Annotated in this window: 22 protein-coding genes and 1 tRNA gene; 8 read left to right on the top strand and 15 right to left on the bottom strand. The window is 70.1% G+C overall.

Annotation, left to right across the window (positions count from 1 at the left end):
- The coding region (locus tag ABZT49_RS26375; RefSeq protein ID WP_355290479.1) for a pyridoxal-phosphate dependent enzyme at nt 1-430 on the top strand (430 nt) is incomplete at its 5' end.
- Nucleotides 427-1587 carry an amidohydrolase gene (locus ABZT49_RS26370; RefSeq protein ID WP_355290477.1) on the top strand — a complete coding sequence of 387 codons (1161 nt, stop codon included), beginning with the start codon at nt 427-429 and terminating at the stop codon, nt 1585-1587. The genes ABZT49_RS26375 and ABZT49_RS26370, both read left to right, overlap by 4 nt.
- Nucleotides 1588-1729: 142 nt before the next feature.
- On the opposite strand, the gene ABZT49_RS26365 is transcribed toward ABZT49_RS26370, so the two are convergent.
- Both ABZT49_RS26365 and ABZT49_RS26360 read right to left on the bottom strand, forming a co-directional pair.
- Nucleotides 1730-2119: a VOC family protein gene (locus ABZT49_RS26365; protein WP_355290475.1), complete on the bottom strand. Its 390-nt coding sequence runs from the start codon at nt 2117-2119 to the stop codon at nt 1730-1732.
- 31 nt (nt 2120-2150) lie between these two features.
- Entirely contained in the window at nt 2151-2930 is a 780-nt protein-coding gene (locus ABZT49_RS26360; RefSeq protein ID WP_355290474.1) for a quinoprotein dehydrogenase-associated SoxYZ-like carrier, read from the bottom strand.
- 251 nt (nt 2931-3181) lie between these two features.
- On the opposite strand from ABZT49_RS26360, the gene folP reads away from it, so the two are divergent.
- The 3 genes from folP to folK are packed head-to-tail and all read left to right on the top strand — an operon-like array spanning nt 3182 to nt 4815.
- Nucleotides 3182-3967, top strand: coding sequence for a dihydropteroate synthase (gene folP / locus ABZT49_RS26355; protein ID WP_355290490.1), 786 nt, complete (start codon nt 3182-3184; stop codon nt 3965-3967).
- A gap of 4 nt (nt 3968-3971) precedes the next feature.
- Nucleotides 3972-4337 (top strand): dihydroneopterin aldolase, encoded by a 366-nt coding sequence (gene folB, locus ABZT49_RS26350; protein WP_355290472.1) that lies wholly within the window; start codon nt 3972-3974, stop codon nt 4335-4337.
- Entirely contained in the window at nt 4330-4815 is a 486-nt protein-coding gene (folK, locus tag ABZT49_RS26345; RefSeq protein WP_355290470.1) for a 2-amino-4-hydroxy-6-hydroxymethyldihydropteridine diphosphokinase, read from the top strand. Before folB ends, folK begins: the two co-directional genes overlap by 8 nt.
- A gap of 275 nt (nt 4816-5090) precedes the next feature.
- On the opposite strand, the gene ABZT49_RS26340 is transcribed toward folK, so the two are convergent.
- From ABZT49_RS26340 to ABZT49_RS26285, 12 genes are all read right to left on the bottom strand, one after another.
- Nucleotides 5091-5795, bottom strand: a complete 705-nt coding sequence (locus ABZT49_RS26340; RefSeq protein ID WP_355290488.1) for an SDR family oxidoreductase — start codon at nt 5793-5795, stop codon at nt 5091-5093.
- A gap of 64 nt (nt 5796-5859) precedes the next feature.
- Nucleotides 5860-6393, bottom strand: a complete 534-nt coding sequence (locus ABZT49_RS26335) for a PQQ-dependent catabolism-associated CXXCW motif protein (protein ID WP_355290468.1) — start codon at nt 6391-6393, stop codon at nt 5860-5862.
- On the bottom strand, nt 6390-7235 hold the full coding sequence (xoxJ, locus tag ABZT49_RS26330) for a rare earth element methanol dehydrogenase accessory protein XoxJ (RefSeq protein WP_355290466.1): 846 nt from the start codon (nt 7233-7235) through the stop codon (nt 6390-6392). Before xoxJ ends, ABZT49_RS26335 begins: the two co-directional genes overlap by 4 nt.
- A complete protein-coding gene (locus ABZT49_RS26325) occupies nt 7235-7846 on the bottom strand; it encodes a c-type cytochrome, methanol metabolism-related (RefSeq protein ID WP_355290464.1) in 612 nt (203 codons plus the stop codon). Before ABZT49_RS26325 ends, xoxJ begins: the two co-directional genes overlap by 1 nt.
- A gap of 154 nt (nt 7847-8000) precedes the next feature.
- Nucleotides 8001-9803 carry a lanthanide-dependent methanol dehydrogenase XoxF5 gene (xoxF5, locus tag ABZT49_RS26320; protein ID WP_355290462.1) on the bottom strand — a complete coding sequence of 601 codons (1803 nt, stop codon included), beginning with the start codon at nt 9801-9803 and terminating at the stop codon, nt 8001-8003.
- Between the two features lie 427 nt (nt 9804-10230).
- Nucleotides 10231-11127: a quinoprotein relay system zinc metallohydrolase 2 gene (locus tag ABZT49_RS26315; RefSeq protein WP_407943575.1), complete on the bottom strand. Its 897-nt coding sequence runs from the start codon at nt 11125-11127 to the stop codon at nt 10231-10233.
- A gap of 41 nt (nt 11128-11168) precedes the next feature.
- Nucleotides 11169-11666, bottom strand: coding sequence for a tRNA (N6-threonylcarbamoyladenosine(37)-N6)-methyltransferase TrmO (tsaA, locus tag ABZT49_RS26310; protein WP_355290460.1), 498 nt, complete (start codon nt 11664-11666; stop codon nt 11169-11171).
- Between the two features lie 217 nt (nt 11667-11883).
- Nucleotides 11884-12885, bottom strand: a complete 1002-nt coding sequence (locus ABZT49_RS26305) for an asparaginase (protein WP_355290458.1) — start codon at nt 12883-12885, stop codon at nt 11884-11886.
- A gap of 158 nt (nt 12886-13043) precedes the next feature.
- A tRNA-Thr gene (locus tag ABZT49_RS26300) sits at nt 13044-13118 on the bottom strand.
- A gap of 230 nt (nt 13119-13348) precedes the next feature.
- On the bottom strand, nt 13349-13630 hold the full coding sequence (locus ABZT49_RS26295; RefSeq protein WP_355290457.1) for a hypothetical protein: 282 nt from the start codon (nt 13628-13630) through the stop codon (nt 13349-13351).
- Nucleotides 13631-13670: 40 nt separating this feature from the next.
- Entirely contained in the window at nt 13671-14327 is a 657-nt protein-coding gene (locus ABZT49_RS26290; RefSeq protein ID WP_355290455.1) for an acyl-homoserine-lactone synthase, read from the bottom strand.
- A gap of 75 nt (nt 14328-14402) precedes the next feature.
- Nucleotides 14403-15158, bottom strand: coding sequence for a LuxR family transcriptional regulator (locus tag ABZT49_RS26285; RefSeq protein WP_355290453.1), 756 nt, complete (start codon nt 15156-15158; stop codon nt 14403-14405).
- 88 nt (nt 15159-15246) lie between these two features.
- Between ABZT49_RS26285 and ABZT49_RS26280 the strand changes: the two genes are divergently transcribed.
- Nucleotides 15247-15663 (top strand): hypothetical protein, encoded by a 417-nt coding sequence (locus tag ABZT49_RS26280; RefSeq protein WP_355290451.1) that lies wholly within the window; start codon nt 15247-15249, stop codon nt 15661-15663.
- Between the two features lie 55 nt (nt 15664-15718).
- Here ABZT49_RS26280 and ABZT49_RS26275 read toward each other — a convergent pair whose 3' ends face one another.
- Nucleotides 15719-16387 (bottom strand): metallophosphoesterase family protein, encoded by a 669-nt coding sequence (locus ABZT49_RS26275; RefSeq protein ID WP_355290449.1) that lies wholly within the window; start codon nt 16385-16387, stop codon nt 15719-15721.
- Between the two features lie 260 nt (nt 16388-16647).
- On the opposite strand from ABZT49_RS26275, the gene ABZT49_RS26270 reads away from it, so the two are divergent.
- Both ABZT49_RS26270 and ABZT49_RS26265 read left to right on the top strand, forming a co-directional pair.
- A complete protein-coding gene (locus ABZT49_RS26270) occupies nt 16648-17697 on the top strand; it encodes a helix-turn-helix domain-containing protein (protein WP_355290447.1) in 1050 nt (349 codons plus the stop codon).
- Nucleotides 17698-17855: 158 nt separating this feature from the next.
- Entirely contained in the window at nt 17856-18101 is a 246-nt protein-coding gene (locus tag ABZT49_RS26265) for a hypothetical protein (protein ID WP_355290445.1), read from the top strand.
- Nucleotides 18102-18247: the final 146 nt, after the last annotated feature.

Below are 18247 nucleotides of genomic sequence, written 5' to 3'. Positions count from 1 at the left end.
GATGGCTGAGGGCCTGGCCGGCTGGCTCAGCCACCCCGGCCTCGTGGTGGCGGTGGAGCCGGAGCAGGCGGCCTGCCTCGCGCCCGCCCTCGCCGCCGGCCGCCCGGTCCGGGTGCCGGGGGACCTCCATACCGAAGCCGAGATGCTGTCCTGCGGCGAGGCCAGCGCCCCGGCCCTGGCGGTCCTGCGCCGCCACGGCGCCCAGGTCGCGACCGTCACGGAAGCCGAGCTGCGGCGGGCGCCGCAAGTCCTCGCCGAGGTGGGCGGCCCCGCGACGACGCCCTCCGGCGCGGCCGGCCTCGCCGGCGCCCTGGCGGCTCTCGCCGATCCGGCCCAGGCAGCGGAGCTGCGGCTCGACCGCGACAGCTGCCTCCTCATCCTCGTCACCGAGGGCGCCCTGCCCGAGGACGAGTCGGGGAACGCGCGATGACGAGTGATTCCGCTCTGTTGCGAGAGATGGTCGCCTGGCGGCGCGACCTCCACGCCCATCCCGAATTCGGCTTCGAGGAGCGACGCACCGCCGCCTTCGTGGCGGAGAAGCTGCGGGAATTCGGCCTCGACGAGGTCGCCGAGGGCGTCGGCGGCACCGGAATCGTCGGCACGCTCCGGCGCGGCTGCGGCCAGCGATCGATCGCGCTGCGCGCTGACATGGATGCCCTGCGCATCTCCGAGCAGGGCACGCGTCCCCACCGCTCGCGCCACGCCGGCACCATGCATGCCTGCGGCCATGACGGCCACACGGCGATGCTGCTCGGCGCCGCCCGGCAACTCGCCGCGGAGGGCGGCTTCGACGGCACGGTGCGCTTCCTGTTCCAGCCCGCCGAGGAATGGGGCCGCGGCGCCCTCGCGATGCTCGACGATCGCCTGATGGAGCGTTTCCCCTTCGAGGAGATCCACGGCCTCCACAACCTGCCGGGCTTAGGGATCGGCCGGTTCGAGACCCGCCCCGGCCCGATCATGTCGGCGGAGGACAATTTCGAGATCGTCCTCACCGGCATCGGCGGCCACGCCGCCCGGCCGCATACGGGCAGCGAGGTCCTGGTCGCCGCCTGCGCCACCGTGATGAGCCTGCAGACGATCGTGTCGCGCCGCCTCGATCCGACCGAGGTCGGGGTGGTCTCGGTGACGGAGCTGATCACCGACGGCACCCGCAACGCCCTGCCCGGCCGGGCCCGCATCCTCGGCGACGCGCGCAGCTTCCGGCCGGAGGTCAGCGCCGAGATCGAGCGGCAGATGCGGGCGATCGCGGAGGGCACCGCCCGCGCCTACGGCGTGACGGCCGAGGTCGCCTACACCCGCGAGTTCGTGCCGCTCCTCAACGACCCCGCCCTCACCGAGGTGGCGCTCGCCGCGGCCGCGGCTGCGCTCGGGGCGGACGCGGTCGCCGTCGCGCGGGCGCCGATGACCGGATCGGAGGATTTCGCCCGTTTCCTCGCCCACGTGCCGGGCTGCTTCGTCTTCCTCGGCAACAGCGAGGGCTCGGCGCCGCTCCACAACCCGACCTACGATTTCGACGATGCCGCCCTGCCCCACGGCGTCGCGTACCACGTCGCCCTGGTGCGCCGGCGCCTGCCCGTCCCGTCGTGAGGTCCCGATGCTCCCGGTCGACGCGGCCTGCCGCCTCGCTGCGGGGCGGGATCAAGGGTGCGCGCCGATCTTCGCCGGGGCCATCACGCCCGCCTCGACGGCCCAGTGACGGTCGCGGGCTGCGCCGGCAGCGCAGGACGGATCACCCGCCCATGGCGCTGCACAGCTCCACCAGCACGCCGTCCCCGTCGCGCACATAGGCGACGATCTGGCCCCAGGGCTTGGTCACTGGCTCCGTCACGGGCACCGCGCCCGCCGCCACCGCCCGGGCGAAGGCGGCCGGGACGTCCTCGGCGACCAGCCCGACCTCGAAGCCCGCCGGCGCCTCGGCGCGGCGGTTCGGGCGGAAGCCCGGGCACGTCTGCGCGACGAAGGTTTCTTCGGCGAAGGCCAGGGCCGTCGCGCCGGTCTCCAGCTCGGCATATTGCCCGCTCTCGTGGACGAAGCGCGGCGCCAGCCCGAAGGCGCGCTCATAGAACGCGACGCTCGCCGCCACGTCCGGAACGTACAGAATCAGGTAGCCGAGCCGCATCGCCGGATCGTCCTCTCGCCAGATCGTGCCGTCACGTTCCGCCGCCCGCCGGGAAGGTCCGGGTGAACACCCGCCCCTCGGTGTCCTTGGCCGCCACCGTCACTGGCTCGGCATTGCCGGCGAAGGAGAAGCGGAAGGTCGGGTCCTCGCTGATCGAGATGCCGCCGGTCATCGCGAAGAGCGGCGTCTCACCCTGGCGCACGGTGAGGGATTCGACGAACCAGGCCGGGGTGTAGAGCCGGGTCACCTGGTCCATCTGCAGGCCGGAATAATTCGGGTGGCGGACCTGCACCTGGGCCTCGCCGCGCTCGGCGAAGGCGCGGAAGCGCATCTCGCCGAGATGGGCCTTGGCCTCGGCCGGGTCCTTGACCGCCGGCGCCGAGCAGCCGCCCGCCGCCTTGACGTAGGCCTTGGTCATGTAGAGCCCGCCCTCCTCGGTCTCGGCGATGGCGCGGATGTAGGAGTAGGAATTCACCCGGATGCGGGTCGAGAGGTCGAAGCGGCGCTGTCCTTGCGCGAACCGGATCGTGCCGACCACCGGCGAAGGGTTCTCGTCCACCACCAGGGTCAGGCTCTTCACCCGGCGGGGATCGCCCTCGGGCAGCGCGATCCGCAGGGTCACCGGCACGAGGGCGGCATCCTCCGCGCGCTTGGGCGCCTCCAGGCTCACGAGCCCGGCGCCGTCCCGGATCGGGCGCTCACCGAGGATGGAGGGACGCAGCTCGGTCCAGGTGGTCTCGGGCCGCTCGTCCTGCGCCGCGGCCGGCCCGGCCAGCATCGCCGCGACGCTCAAGGCCGCCAGCACTCTCATGACGTTCTCTCCAATGCGGGCCCCGGCGGACCTCTCGTGGTTCGACCAATGTAGAGGACGCGTCCGCCCGGCACCAGGGTAAGCCCCTGAAGGGACGCGGTTTCGCGCCTCGTCTCGCCGGACCGTGATCGGCGGGGTGCCGTTGCGCGCCGGCGTCCGCCGGCCTATCCCGGAGCGGTCGTCTCGAGGATCCTTCGCCCGTGTCTGCACTCGCCGCCCTGCTGCCGGATCTCGGCCGCCGCACCCTGGTGATGGGCATCCTGAACGTCACGCCCGATTCGTTCTCGGATGGCGGCCGCTTCCAGGACCTCGACGCGGCGCGGGATCAAGCCGCCCGCCTGGTCGAGGAAGGCGCGGCGCTCCTCGACATCGGCGGCGAATCGACCCGTCCCGGCCACGTGCCGGTGCCGGCCGAGGAGGAGCAGGCCCGGGTGCTGCCGGCGATCCGGATGCTCGGCCCCGCCCTCCCCGTCCCGATCTCGATCGACACCTACAAGGCCTCGACCGCCGACATGGCCCTCAAGGCAGGCGCCGGCATCGTCAACGACGTCTGGGGCCTGCAGCGGGAGCCGGAGATCGCGCGGGTCGCGGCCCATCACGGCGCGCCGGTGGTGGTGATGCACAACCGCGAGACCATCGATCCGAGCCTCGACATCGTGGACGAGATGCGGGCCTTCTTCGAGCGCTCGCTCACCATCGCCCGCCGGGCCGGCATCCCCGACCACGACATCGTGCTCGATCCCGGGATCGGCTTCGGCAAGAGCTGGGAGCAGCACCTGGAGGCGCTGCGGCGCCTGCCCGAGTTGAAGACGCTCGGTTTCCCGCTCCTCGTCGGCGTCTCGCGAAAATCGGTGCTCGGGCGCATCCACAACGCCGCGACCGCCCCGGCCGACCGGCTGTTCGGCTCGATCGCCGCCCACGTCGCCGCGGCGTCGCTCGGGGCCGACATCGTGCGGGTGCACGACGTGCGCCCCCATGTCGAGGCCTGCCAGGTGGTCGACGCGATCACGCGCCCCGCCTCCCGCATCGGAGCTTGAACGGGTGGACCGCATCCTGATCCACCGCCTCGCGGTGTTCGCCCGCCACGGCGTGCTGCCGGAGGAGGAGGTGCTCGGCCAGCGCTTCTACCTCTCGCTGGAGGCCCGCCTCGATCTGCGCGATGCCGGCACAAGCGACGACATCGCTGCCACGGTGAGCTATGCCGACCTCGCCGGCCTCGCCCACCGCATCGCCACCGAGCGGCGATTCCGGTTGATCGAGGCCCTGGCCGAGACGATCGCGCAGGACGCGCTCGCCGCCTTCCCGGCGATCGAGAGCCTGACCGTGCGGATCGACAAGCCGGGCGCGCCGGTGCCGCTGGTGCTCGACGGCGTCGCGGTCGAGATCACGAGGACGCGCCGTGACTGAGGCCTATCTCGGGCTCGGCAGCAATCTCGGCGACAAGGTCGCGATGCTCGACGCCGCGGTCGCGGCCCTTGCGGCCACGCCCGGCATCACAGTGACGGCCCGCTCGCGCCACTACCGCACCCCGCCCTGGGGCGACACCGACCAGGACTGGTTCCTCAACGCGGCGCTCGGCATCGAGACGACACTGTCGCCCCACGCGCTCCTGGAAGCCTGCCTGTCCGTCGAGACCCGCCTCGGCCGGGTGCGCGAGCGCCGCTGGGGCCCGCGGGTGATCGACATCGACGTGCTGCACTATGCCGGCGCCACGGTCTCCGACACGCGCCTGGTGCTGCCCCACCGCTTCCTGCGCGAGCGCGCCTTCGTGCTGGTGCCGCTCGCCGAGATCGCGCCGGACCTGGTGATCGGCGGGGAGACGGTGGTGCAGGCGCTGGCGCGGCTGGATCGGAGCGGGATCGAGCCGGTGGAGACGGATGGCTGAGGGCGTTCGCCCGTGGCCCGATCATCGCGCCCCCTCCCAGCGCCCCATGCCGGGCTCGACGATCCTCACACCCTCCGTGTCATCCCGGGGCCGCGCAGCGGAACCCGGGATCCATAACCGCCGACGGTTCAGGATGAGGCGGACAGGGTTCAGCCTGAGCCTGCGCCCTCGGCAGTTATGGATCCCGGGTTCTCGGCTCCGCCGAGCCCCGGGATGACCCTGTGGGTGGGAGTACCGTCGGATCGGTCTGGTGATCGTTGCCCGGACCCGCGCCCCTACACCGACCGCGTGATCCCCCCATCCACCCGCACATTCTGCCCGGTGATGTACCCCGCGCCCTCCGAGGCCAGGAACGAGACGACGGCAGCGATCTCGTCCTCGCGGCCATAGCGGCCCATCGGGATGCGGTCGCGGATACCCGGCTTCTCCGGCAAGCTGTCGATGAAGCCTGGCAGGATGTTGTTCATCCGGACGTTGTCGGCGGCGTAGCGGTCGGAGAAGAGCTTGGTGAAGGCGGCGAGCCCCGAGCGGAAGACCCCGGAGGTCGGAAAGGCCTGCTCGGGCTCGAAGGCCGCGAAGGTCGAGATGTTGATGATCGTGCCGCCGCCCTGGCGCTTCATGATCGGCGTGACGAGGCGGGTCGGCCGCACCACGTTGAGGAAGTAGACCTCCATCCCGCGGCTCCAGTCCTCGTCGGTGAGATCGAGGAGCGGACCCTTGGGGCCGTGGCCGGCGCTGTTGACGAGCACGTCCACCCGCCCCCAGCGCTCCATCGTCCGGTCGACGAGGCGGGCGAGATCGTCCGGCGAGAGGTTCGACCCCGTCACCCCGAGCCCGCCGAGGGAGTCCGCCAGGGCCTCGCCCTTGCCCGACGAGGACAGGATCGCGACCCGGAAGCCGTCCGCCGCCAGCTTGCGGGCGGCCGCGGCCCCCATGCCGCTGCCGCCGGCGGTGACGATGGCGACCCGTGCCTCGCTCATCTCTTGGCCCATGCTGTGTCTCCCGATTCGGACGCTTCCTGCATGCCACGCCCAAGCGTGAGCGTCACGGCGCCGCCGGGCTCGCCCGCTCGAGGGGCAGGCCGGCCTCGCCCCAGCCGTCGGTCCCGTCCGGGTACCAGTGGACGCTCCGGTAGCCCAGCGCCACGGCGCGCTTCGCGGCGTTCCACGACATCCAGCAGTTGCGCTGGCAGAACAGCACCACGGGCTTTTCGAATCGGCCCTCCGTCGCCGCCGTGAGGCCGCTGCGAAAATAGTCTTCAGTCTGCGGCGCCAGGGCGCCGAAGCCGGTATTGGGCAGCCAGTGGGCGTGCGGGATGCTGTCGTGGGGGGCGTCGCGCCAGATCGTGCCGGGCGGCAGGGTGGTGGGCTGGGGCGGGCGCGGCAGCACGTCGACGAAAGCGGCGCCGGCGCGCCACAGCCGCTCGGCCTCCGGCGTGGTGAGGGTCGTCGCGCCGCGCAAGGCGGCGGGCGTCGGGCTGCGGTAATCCTCCTGGCGGTAGCCGTCGGGCTCCGTCGGCGCGGCCCGGGCCATGGTCGCGGCCAGGATCAGGATCGCGGCCGCGAGGCCCCGCCTCACGGCTTGCCTTCCGCCGGCAGGAGCCGGTTCTCCTCCTCGTCGAGGAGCGGCACCGCGTAGTCGCGGAGCACCGCCTCGATCTCGGCCCGGCGCTTGCGGAGCGCGGTGTTGAGGACCCGCTTCCACTCGTTCTCGCCGTGCCGCACCCCCATGGCGATGCGGTAGGCGAGTGGCGGCCGGTCGGGCTCGCGCAGGAGCGGCACCACGTCGAGGCCGCCGGCCTGACGCGCGAGCCAGCCGGCGGCGGGCCCCCACAAAACGGCCGCGTCGAGCTTGCCCGAGGCGACGTCGGCGACGATCTCGGCCGAGACGGTCTGGTGCTTGCGCGCCGGATCGAACTGGTAGGGCGGATAGGGCTTCATCGTCGGCACGAGACCGAGCGCGCCCATCCGGTCGACCGGCGGCGTGCCGACGATCACCCCGATCGCCTTGCCCTTGAGGCGGGCATCGTCGAGCCCGGTCAGGCCGTCGAGGCTGCCGCGCCGCGCCACCAGAACGTAGGCCGAGCGGTAATAGGGGTTGGTGTGCTGCACCAGCTCGCTGCCGAAGGCTGAGCCGATGATGACGTCGCACAGGCCGGTGCCGAGGGTGTTGCGCACGAAGCCCGGCCCCTGGGTGAGCCAGTAGTACCGCAGCTTCACCTTCAGCTCGTCGGCGACGATCGCCGCGATGCGGTTCTCGAACCCGTCACCCTGGCGCTCGGAGGACGGCATGCTGCCGGGATCGGCGCAGACCCGCAGCGCGTCGGGCGTGACGAGGTCCGGCAGCCCCTGCGCGCCCGCGAGGGCCGGCGCGAGGCCGGCCGCCAGGAGAGAGGCCCGAAGGAGATGTCCCCGCGCCATCAGCCGCCCAGGCACTCCTTCTCGCCCTTGCGCGCCGCCTCCGGCTTGTCCTCCTTCTCGCCCGGACGCACCCGGCCCATCGCGCCAGCGGCTCGTGCCTTCAGGTAGACGTAGAGGTCGTCCATGTAGCAGGTGACGTTCTTGTTGTCGCCGAAGGCCGGCATGACCTTTTGGGTCGAGGCGTTGACGTCCTGCTTGCCGCCGACGACGATGCCGACGAATTCCTCGTAGGAGAGATACTTCAGCGAGTCCTTCAGCGCCGGGGCGTAGGTCGAGCCCATGCCGTCCGGACCGTGGCAGACGTGGCACTCGGCGTGGTAGCGGCGATAACCGGAATAGCTGTACCAGTCGACCTTCTTGCCGTTGTCGGTCACGTGGAAGGTCGGGGCGCCGGCGGCGTCGAAGTACTTGCCGTCCTCCACCTTCACGGCGGCGTCCTTGGCGAGCAGCTTCTCGTCGGGCTCGGCGGTCTTGTCGTTGGGGTTGAGCTGGTTGGCCAGCGCCGGATCCGCTTTCTTGGCATCCTCAGCATGGACTGCAACCAGCGAGAGGGCTGCGAGGGCGAGGCCGGCCGCGAACGGCCGCAGAACAGCTTTGCTGAGGTCACGCAACGGACGTTTCTCCCTGACAACTTTGGGTGTCTGCCACACATGCCGCGGCGGCACCGTCGTCTTTGGCATCTAATCATGAGAGAGCCGGCGCGGAAACCCGCGCCGGCCCGGACTTAGGTCTGAGATGCTATGGTCGCAGCCGGTTGACCAACCGTCAGTTCGGCAGGGTGAAGACGGTCAGCTGGCCGCCGAGGTTGGTGTAGCTCGACAGGGCGGCATAGCCGCCGACCGCGCCGAGGCCGGCATTCGGGTCGGTGAGACCGGCCGCGAGGCCGATGCCCGCCCAGCCGCCGACGCCCGACAGGACGGCGATCTGCTGCTTGCCCTTGTGCTGGTAGGTCATCACGTTGCCGATGATGCCCGACGGGGTCTTGAACTTGTAGAGTTCCTTGCCGGTCTTGGAATCGACCGCCTTCAGGTAACCCTCCAGCGTGCCGTAGAAGACCACGTCGCCGGCGGTGGCGAGAGCGCCCGACCACACCGAGAACTGCTCGGGCACCGACCACTTGATCTTCCCGGCCACGTTGTCCCAGGCGATGAAGTTGCCCATGCCGCCGTGGCTGTTGGGCGCCGGGTACATCGACAGGGTCGCACCGACATAGGGCTGGCCCGGGGTGTAGCTCACCCGGAACGGCTCGTAATCCATGCAGACGTGGTTGGTCGGCACGTAGAACAGGTTGGTCTTGGGCGAGTAGGCCGCCGGCTGCTGGTCCTTGGAGCCGAGCGCCGCCGGGCAGATGCCCTTCGAGTTGGTGTCCTCGCCGTTCTGGTCGGTCGAGTACTTGGCGACGACGAGCGGACGGCCGTAGGTCTTGGACGACTTGTCCATGTCGACCTTGGTGGCCCAGTTCACCGCCGGATCGTACTTCTCGGCGACGAGCAGCTCGCCGGTGGCGCGGTCGAGGGTGTAGCCGTAGCCGTTGCGGTCGAAGTGGGTGAGGAGCGGCCGCTCCTTGTCGCCGATCTTCTGATCCGTGAGGATCATCTCGTTGATGCCGTCATAGTCCCACTCGTCGTGGGGGGTCATCTGGTAGACCCACTTCGCCATGCCGGTATCGGCGTCACGGGCGAAGATCGTCATCGACCACTTGTTGTCGCCCGGGCGCTGCTTCGGGTTCCAGGTCGAGGGGTTGCCGGTACCGTAATAGACCAGGTTCAGCTTCGGATCGTAGGAGTACCAGCCCCAGGTCGAGGCGCCGCCGGTCTTCCACTGGTCGCCTTCCCAGGTCTTGATCGACGAGTCCTTGCCGACCGGCTTGCCGAGCTCGGTGGTTTTTTCCGGGTCGATCTTCATCTCGGCATCGGGGCCGACATTGTAGGCGCGCCAGGCCTGCTTGCCGGTCTTGAGGTCGTAAGCGGTGATGTGGCCGCGGATGCCGTACTCGGCGCCCGAGATGCCGACGATCAGCTTGTCTTTCACCGGCATCACGGTGGCGGTGTTGGTCTCGCCGACCTTCGGGTCGCCGTTCTGCACCGACCAGTTCACCTTGCCGCTCTTGGCGTCGAGCGAGACGATGGTGGTGTCGGCCTGGTGCAGGAAGATCGCGCCGTCGGCATAGGCCAGGCCACGGTTGACCGTGTCGCAGCACATCACCGGGATGACGTTGGGGTCCTGCTTCGGCTCGTACTTCCAGAGGATCTTGCCCTCCTGGTTAAGGTCGAGCGCGTAGACGATGTTCGGGAACGGCGTGTGGACGTACATCACGTCGCCGACGACCAGCGGCGAGCCCTCGTGGCCGCGCAGCACGCCGGTCGAGAAGGTCCAGGCCACCTGCAGCTTGTTGACGTTGCCGGTGTTGATCTGGTCGAGCTTGGAATAGCGCGTGTTGGCGTAGTCGACCGTCTGAAGGACCTGCTCGGCCGGATTGGCCGAACGCTTCAGCACGTCTTCGTTGGCCAGTGCCGGCACGGCACCGAGGATGCCCGCGCTCACCGCAAGGAGATGGACCGCTCTCATGGATTCCTCCGACAGGTGCATTCCGCCGCGCGCCCCGAGACGGGACGCATCGAGCCGTTCCTGTTGTTTGCGTTTGGGGATGTCGTTGGCCTCGGCAGCGTGTCACAACCGGCCGCCAGCGGGGCTGGCGTGAAGGGGACCCGGACGGGCCTTGCCGTGTCTGCGAACCGAACACCGCCTTCCCCTGGCGGCACCGTTGAAACCGAAGCTTGAAGGAACTCTAAGAGAAATTGGGACGCCGTCAACACACCTGCCTGCGGCAGGGCGCCCCTGACCGGCGTCGAAATCGATAACTAAGGTATATATCGCCCTGTATGCTGCAAAGCAGCATCGAGATTGTGCTACGCAACATCAACCAATCGTAATCGGATTCATTGGTCGACGAACGGGTTTGCCTGAAGGGGCGCACGTAACCGTAAGTCGTCGATTATTCCCACTCCAGTTCCTGGTAGGCGGTGGTGGCGTTGCGGGCGTTGAAATCGTCGAACAAGGCCCACTCCCCCGCTTCATCCCGAGCGGCCCGGCCGGCCTCGCCGATCGGGGTCCCGTCCCGCACCATCGCCCGCACCTGGCGCTCGAGATCCGCGAGGTAGCGGTCGATCGGGCCGGCGGCGACCGGCCAGGGAACGGCGGCGGGGCCGTGGCCCGGCACCACCCGGGCGGCGGGGCGCGCCTTCAGGGCGCGCAGGGTCGCGATCCAGCCGGTGAGCCGCCCGTCGAGGGCCGGCACGTGGCCGACGAACAGCAGGTCGCCGAGGAACCAGGTGTCGGTGCCCTCGTCGCGCACCGTCAGGTCGCTGTTGGTGTGGGCGGTCGGCCAGGCCTCGAGGCGCAGCACGCGCCCGCCGAGATCGAGATCGAGGCGCGTCGAGACCAGGAGGGTCGGCGGCACGATCCGGGTGCCGGCAAAGCCGGGACCGACGAGGCCGGCATTGGCCCGCATGTAGTCGCCCGCCCGCGCCGCCAGCGCCTCCGGCAGGGCGTGATGGCCGACGAAAGTCGCCCCCTCCTCCGCGAAGGCGGCGTTGCCCAGCACGTGGTCGGGATGGACGTGGGTGTTGACGACGTAGCGCACCGGCAGGGCAGTCCGCTGCCGGAGCGCCGCGCGCAGGCGCTGACCCGCCCGCAGGCTGCCGCCGGTATCGATCACCGCCACCGCCTCGTGCCCGATGACGAAACCGACATTGGCGATGGCGCCGTCGTTGTCCCGCCCGGCCAGCGCGTAGGGCGCGGCATAGACGAAGGTTCCGGGAGCGACCTCCTGCATTGGCAGCGGCGTCACGGCCGGCTCCGGCTCGGCCCGGACGGGCGTCCCCGGGACCACGAGCGCCTGAACAAGGAGTAGGAGAACGAGGGCGGTCCGTCTCACGCGTCGCCGGTCTCCGCATCCCCGGCCTGCGGCGGCGCCAGGGGCGTGAACAGGGTGCGGTCCGGCTTGATGTCGAGGAGCGGCGTCCCGTCGAGGCAATCGAGGCCGCGCACGTGCACGATCCCGTCCTCGACCCCGATCAGCCGGACGATGCTGGTGCCGATCGGGTTCGGCCGCACCGGCGAGCGCAGCGAGAAGGTGCCGCGGGTGGTGCCGTCATCGGCCGGGCTCTGGCGCACCAGGTCGCGGCGCGAGCGGTCGAGCCAGTACAGCACCTCCAGGCGCTCGTAGAGCGCGACGCCGTCGAGGGCCTCGCGCCAGGGCGCAAACACCTCGATCCGGCAGGCCGGCCCGTCGGCCCGGCCCTGGCGCGGGCAGCCGAGCCGGTCGGTCCAGGGGGTGCGGATGCGGCCGATGAAGATGAGGCCGGCATCGTCCGCGGCGGGCGGCGCGACCGCGACCTCGCCGGCCCGGATCTTGTTGAGGCGCACCATCGGGCGTCGTCTCCCCCCGGGGGATGTGTTCCCCCGGATTCTTGCCCCATCGTGCAGGTCGGGCGCTGACGAAGGTGTTCAGACTGCGCCGGCCCGACCTGCCGCCGGCCCGACCCGCGGGGGCAGTCGTCGGGCGTGGCCGTAAGACCCTAGATCAGGGCCGGCGGGCCTGGCAATTGCCGGGCGGGTCAAGCCGTCGATCCCGCGCGCTCATGCCTCAATAGGTCGCGAAGATGTCCCGCAACGCCGCCGGGTCACGGGTCACCGTGAGGGCAAGGGCCAGCAGGATGCGGGCCTTCTGCGGCGTCAGGTTGTCGGCGCTGAGGATGCCGAGCTCGGCGAGGCGGTTGGTGTCCGGCACCACGCCGCTGCCGGCGCGGGTCGACTGCACCACGGCGATGCCGGCGGCGGCCGCCGCGCCGAGCGCCTCGGCCTCCGCCGGCGGCGTCATGCCTGGGGCGAGCCCCGCCGAGACGATGCCGCGCGCGCCCGCCGCCGCGAAGGCCCGCACCGCCGTACCGTCGGCGTCGGCATAAGCGTAGGAGACGTCGACCCGCGGCAGGGCGTCGAGGCCGCGGATGTCGAATGGGGTGCCGGGGGCGTGGCGCCGCTCGGACCGGCGGTAGTAGCGCACATGCGGCCCGTCGACCTGGCCGAGCACGCCGAAATCCGGCGTCCGGAAGGTCTGGAGCCGGGCGACCGAGGTCTTGGTCACTTCGCGGGCGGCCTGAATCTCGTCGTTGAGCACCACGAGCACGCCGCGGCCGCGGGATTCCGGCGCGGCCGCCGTGCGCAGGGCGGCGACGAGGTTGAGGGGGGCGTCGCTCGACAGGGCGCTGATCGGCCGCTGCGAACCCACCAGCACCACCGGCACCGCGACCGTCAGGGTGAGGCTCAGCGCGTAGGCGGTCTCCTCCAGGGTGGCGGTGCCGTGGCCGATGACGATGCCGGCGAGGTCCGGATGCTCGGCGACCAGCCGCTCGCAGAGCAGCACCAGTTCCTTCCAGTCGGAGAATCCGATGCCGGGGCTCGTCACCGCCCGGTAGCGCATCGGCACCACCTCGGCGACGCTCGCGGCTTCCGGCACCCGGGCCAGGATCTCCTCCGCCTCCAGGCGCTCGCCGGTGGCGGTGTAGTCGAGGATGTCGAGGGGATCGCGGCCCACCGACGAGAGGGTGCCGCCGGTGCCGATGAACGCGACCTTGGGACGAATCGTCATGCTGCTTCGTTACCTCGTGCTCGCGCCCGTGCTTGCAGGGATCGGGCCAGCGTCGCCGCAGTCGGGCGCGTGGGACAGAGCGAGAGCGCGGAGCAGGGACGCCCCCGCAACTTGGGCCGCCCTGGGGTCGAGCCGTCCCGAATCCGGTCCGGGATGAGTGGTGCCGGCGGAGGGGATCGAACCCCCGACCTTCGGTTTACAAAACCGCTGCACTACCGCTGTGCTACACCGGCTAGAGCATTTTCCGACGAAGTGGACACCGGTTCGTCGAAGAAAATGCGACAAAACAAAGTCTTAGAGAGCTTCACGATTACAGCGCGATCGTGACGTGCTCTAAGTGGCTCAAACGATTGCCGTCCTGGCATATCACCGCTGCCCTTCGGCGACATAAACAGCGTTCGAGCCCGTCTCGTCAAGGCACAAACGCGGCGCGGCCAGCCCGCGCCGCGTCTTCGCGGCCGCTCTATACGGCGGGCGGTTCGGCCGGACCGGGCGCGAGCGCGAGGCGGCCCGGTCCGGCCTGCCGCCGGCGGGCCGCCTCGCGCATGAGGGTGTGGGCGTGCTCGGTCAGGGTCTGGCCGATATCGGCCATCCTGTCCGCCGTCTCCTCGGGCAGGTTGGTTGCGTGGCACGACAGATCCAGCAGGGGCTCCATCTGCTCGATGATGAGCCCGAGGGCCCGGACGAGCCCGGGCAGGATCACGGCGATGTCGTCGATGGTCGGTGGGGTGTGCGGCTGGTTCATGGCCCGGGTTCGGCTGGTCGCAGGTCGAAGGATCGCGTGTCTACGAGGCGTAGTGCGTGGGGTGGTTGCGCGGCGCCGGCAGCGCGTGCGGCAGCACGTCGTAGGCGGTGCCGGTGAGCCCGAAGGCGCGCCGGGTCGCGTCGGCGGTCTGAGGCGTCCAGATCATGTGGATCGGCACCACGAGGTGGCCGTCGTAGCGGGTCGGGAGCGCCAGGGGCTCGACGTCCCAGCCCATCGTGGTGAGCTTCGTGATCATGGTCGGATGGACCTGCGCCAGGTAGCCGGTCAAGCCGAGGGCCGGCGTCAGCTCGGTGACGGCGAGGAACTGGCGCCCGGCATTCGGATCGGCCGCGAGGCTGTTCGGCCGGCGCCAGGGCGCGGCGGCACAGCGCGTCCATTCGAGGATGTGCGGCCCGGTCGGCGCCGTCCGGCCCTGCAGCAGCTCCGGATAGACGTGGCTCTGCAGGTGCGGCCGCGTCGTCGGGAGCAGGCGGGAGTACGAGATGACCGCCTCGCCGTCGAGCGCCGCGACATGGATGCAGTCCGGCCCGTCGAACTGATCGATGTCGCGCCCGTCCGGCTTGCGACACGCTTCCCACTTCATGATGTCGACGAAGACGCGATGCCGAAATTGATACATGGCATCGAGAAGATGGGCGCTTTGATGATAATTTGCTGAGTCGATGACAGTGATCATGTCCGCTCCTCCTGGAGAGAGCGGATAAGGCATTTGTTAGCTGTTGTGGTATCCCGTGATTTTACGGTTGCGGCGTTAGTCTATGATGCCCTGGCGCAGGGCCTGGGCGACGAGGTGGACGCGGTTGGCCGCCCCGAGCTTCTGGGCCGCCGTGTTCAGGTAGCTCTCGACCGTGCGATGCGACAGCGACAGGATCTCGGACGTCTCCCACCCGGTCTTGCCGGCCGCCGCCCACTTGATGCACTCGATCTCGCGCGGCGAGCACCGCGGCGCGCCCGGCGCGGCCTCTCGCCGCTTCGCGGCGGCCGAGGTGAGCGCGCGGAAGGTCAGGTCGGCGTAGATTCCCAGCATGTGCAGGCCGGAGGCGGCCTGGTCCGGCAGATCGAGATGCGAGCCGCCGAACGAGACGATGCGCGTGCACGTCAGATCCTGGATCGGGATGCAGTAGCCGTCGCGCAATCCGATCTCGGAGGCCTCGCCCATGATGATCCGGGCGAGGCGCTCGTCGCGGCCGATCGGGGCTTCCGACCAGCGGAACGGACCGGTCATCCGCCGCGTATGGGCGACGACGGGATCGTGATGGATGTAGCCCTGCTCGCCGTAGCGCTCCGACCATTGCTCCGGCCACCGCGCCAGCATGAGCCGGTCCTGCAGCATGTCGCGTGATTTCAGCGGCGCTTCGGCGATAACGAACGTGTTGTATCCAAAGATGTTCGCAGATTTATCAAGTATGGAATGTATCTGATCGAGGCAGTTGCTTTGCTTGATCTCCGATATCAGATCGAAGCTGATCTGCGTAAAATTTGTCATGGCTCCGGACGCCTTGATCATGGTCGGTTAGGAAAATATGGTATCGGCGCGCGTTGCGCCATACTTTATCGATCGAGAGATCTGAGAATGTTCATGCGAGGCATGACAATTGATCGAAGAAAATATATATTTTGACGAACGCGCGACGAAGCGCGCGGTCGGCCAAAAGATCCGAGAATTTCGCTTGAGCTGGAGAGTCTCGCGGCTGAAATTGGGCATCCTGATCGGCGTCTCCGATCACCAGATCATGAAGTATGAGCTGGGGCAGGACAATGTAAGCGCCAGCATACTCTGGAAGATTTGTCCTGTCTTGCGGTGCCCGGTCGATTCGTTCTTCATCCTGCCGGACATCGGCGCGATCGGGAGCGATCCCGTGGCAAACGAGGCGGCTTGTCTCGACGACAAGGCGGTCCTGGCGGCGTTCCGGCGGATCACCCCTCCGGAGTTCCGGTTGCGCGTGGCGCGCCTGATCCTGACGCTCGCGGCGCAGGGCGCGGATGCGGAGGCCGACAGGTCCGGGTCGTGAGGCTCCCGGCGGAGCCCCGGGCAATGGCCTCGGCTCCGGGACGGTCCCGGCCCCGTCAGCCGGGCTGCGATTGCAGGAAGGCGACCGGAGCGGGATCGGTCCGGGTGAACACCGCGGCGGTCAGCCGGCCGGTCCGCAACGGGGCGGTGTCGAGGTTGGTGCGGTACGGGTGGCGGTCGGGATGCCCCGCGTAGCACGGCGTATGCCCGTGGACGACGTGCTTGCCGAAATCGTAGTCGACGGACAGGAACGGCTCGCGGATCCAGAGGCGGGCCTGCACGCTCGGATCGATGCCGCGCCGGCCCGGCCGGAAGCCGGCATGGACGTAGTAGCGCAACGCGTCCTCGTGCACGGTCTTCAGCCCGGCGATCCAGGACAGCGCATCGGTCGGAAGATCCGCGATCCCGGCGACGCCGTAGGAGGACAGGGTCCGGTCACCGCCCGTCGCGAGCCAGGCCGCCTCACGGCGGGAATCGTGCGCGGCGCGCAGCAGGGCGGCCTCCCGGTTGCCCATCAGGCACACGACGGTGTCGGGGGCCCGCTCCTGCACCCGCCTGACGATGGCCACGGCGCGGGCGCTCTCGGGACCCTTGTCGATATAATCGCCGAGGAAGACCAGTTGCCGGGACCGGCCCGCCCGATGAGCCTCGATCCGGTCGAGGAGGTCCTCTAGGGCGTTCGCACAGCCATGGATATCCCCGATGGCATAGGTCAGTCCGTCCATGTATGGCTGGCTCTGCGAAATGATGGGTCCAGGTGGGGACCCGAGCAGGACCGGATCGTCGCTGTCGATGCCGCAGCGGCCGATCGGGACGACCCGGCGAGACATCGGGATGGATTGCATAGTCCGCCCTGCGATGCTCAGGATCGCGTTTGTTCGATGGTTGACAATGGGTAAGACGTGACAGCCTTAGCCTGACGAAATTTTTACGTTGACCCGGCATGCCGGAAATCCGGGGTGACGACGACTTGGCTTGGCGGTCTATGCCCGACGACGACGCAACGATCCGGCGCAAGGCGGGATTGCGGTTCTCGACCGATGTTGCCGCGCAGACCGGCCAGGACGGGTTCGAGGCCTATCACGACCTTTACGCGTCGGCGGCGGATGTAGGCCGGCTCGACGAGACCTTCGCGGTCGAGGTCACGGCCGAGCGTCTCGACGGCATGATCCTGTTCGACCGTCGGCTACGGGGCGTCGCCCATGCCCGGGCGCCCCGGCGGGTCCTGCGCGATGGCTTCGACCATTTCACGGCCCAACTCGTCCTGGGCGGCGCCCTCACGGTGGACACGCCCGGGGGCAGCCGGGTCGTCGCACCGGGCGAGATCGCCCTCATCGACATGAGTCGGCCGATGGAGACCCGCGCGGATCGCGCCCGCGTGCTCACCCTCTCGATCCCCCGCGCCGAGATCGAGACGGTGGTGCACGAGACCGGGCGCCTGCACGGCGCCATCGTGCCGCAGGACCGGGCGCGGCTCCTCGCCCTCTTCCTCGGCTCGATCCTCGACGAGTTGCACGGTCACGGCCCGGGCGACCGCCAGCGCCTGGCGCGGGCGACCTCGGAGCTCCTGGCGCTCACGCTGTCGGGCCTGAACGCCTTGGGCCGCCAGCCCGCCGGGCCTTCGGAGACCGGACAGGCGGCCCTGCAGGTGGCCGCCGCGGCCGCCTGCCGCCGGCGGGCGCGCCACTACATCGACGCCCACCTGGCAACCACCCCCGACGCGGTGGCCCGGGCCATCGGCGTGTCCCGCTCGGTGCTCTACCGGGCCTTCGAACCGAGCGGCGGCGTCGCCCGCGCTATCCGCAGCCGCCGGCTGGCGCGGCTGCGCAGCTTGCTGGTTCGTCCGGACGAGACCGCCCGGATCGCGGATCTCGCGCTCGCCAGCGGCTTCTCGAGCGAGTCCGACGGCGGCCGAGCCTTCAAGGCGGCCTTCGGCCTGTCGCCGGGTGCGTTCCGCCGCCTCGGTCGCGAGGCGTGCGACACCGGCGCCCCAGGCCCGGAGAGCTTCGCCGACTGGTGGAACTCCCTGCGCTGACCCTGCCGGCCCGCGCGTTGCTGCACTGCAACACGAGGTGGCGGCATTCGACCTTGGTCCAAGACTGGCACGCGAATCGCTCCACTCGGTGAAGCGCGAGCATCCGTCCGGTCCGGATCGCCGCCCAATCTGCATCGCGAGCGGCCGGTGGAGGTGGCATGGCGGATTTTCTTACCGTCGCCCTGGTCTGCGCCAGCGCGCTGGCGGCGCCGGACTGCTCCCGCGAGACGGCGCTCGACGTAGCGGTCGCCCCGGCGCCGACGCCGCTCACCTGCCTGATGCAGGGCGAGACCCTGGCGGCGCAGAGCGGTCTGTTGCGCGGGGGCGAGACCTATCTCAAGGTCGCCTGCGAGCGCCGCCGCACCGCCGCGCTCCGCCCCGGGGTGGAGACCGAGGCCCGGTAAAGGAGCGGCCGGACTTCGCGGAGGGGCGGGTTTTGGGGTTGGATGGACCGGCCGCGCCGGTCTATGGCGTCGCTTCCGTTGCGCTGGCGCCCGCGCGGGCCCACCTGCCCGGGAGGTGGCGTCCGCACAGGCGCCTGAACAGGAGC

It is taken from the genome of Methylobacterium sp. EM32, from assembly GCF_040593685.1.
Taxonomy (GTDB): Bacteria; Pseudomonadota; Alphaproteobacteria; order Rhizobiales; family Beijerinckiaceae; genus Methylobacterium.
Note: the sequence above shows the minus strand (reverse complement) of the source record. Positions and strands in the feature narration are given on the sequence as shown.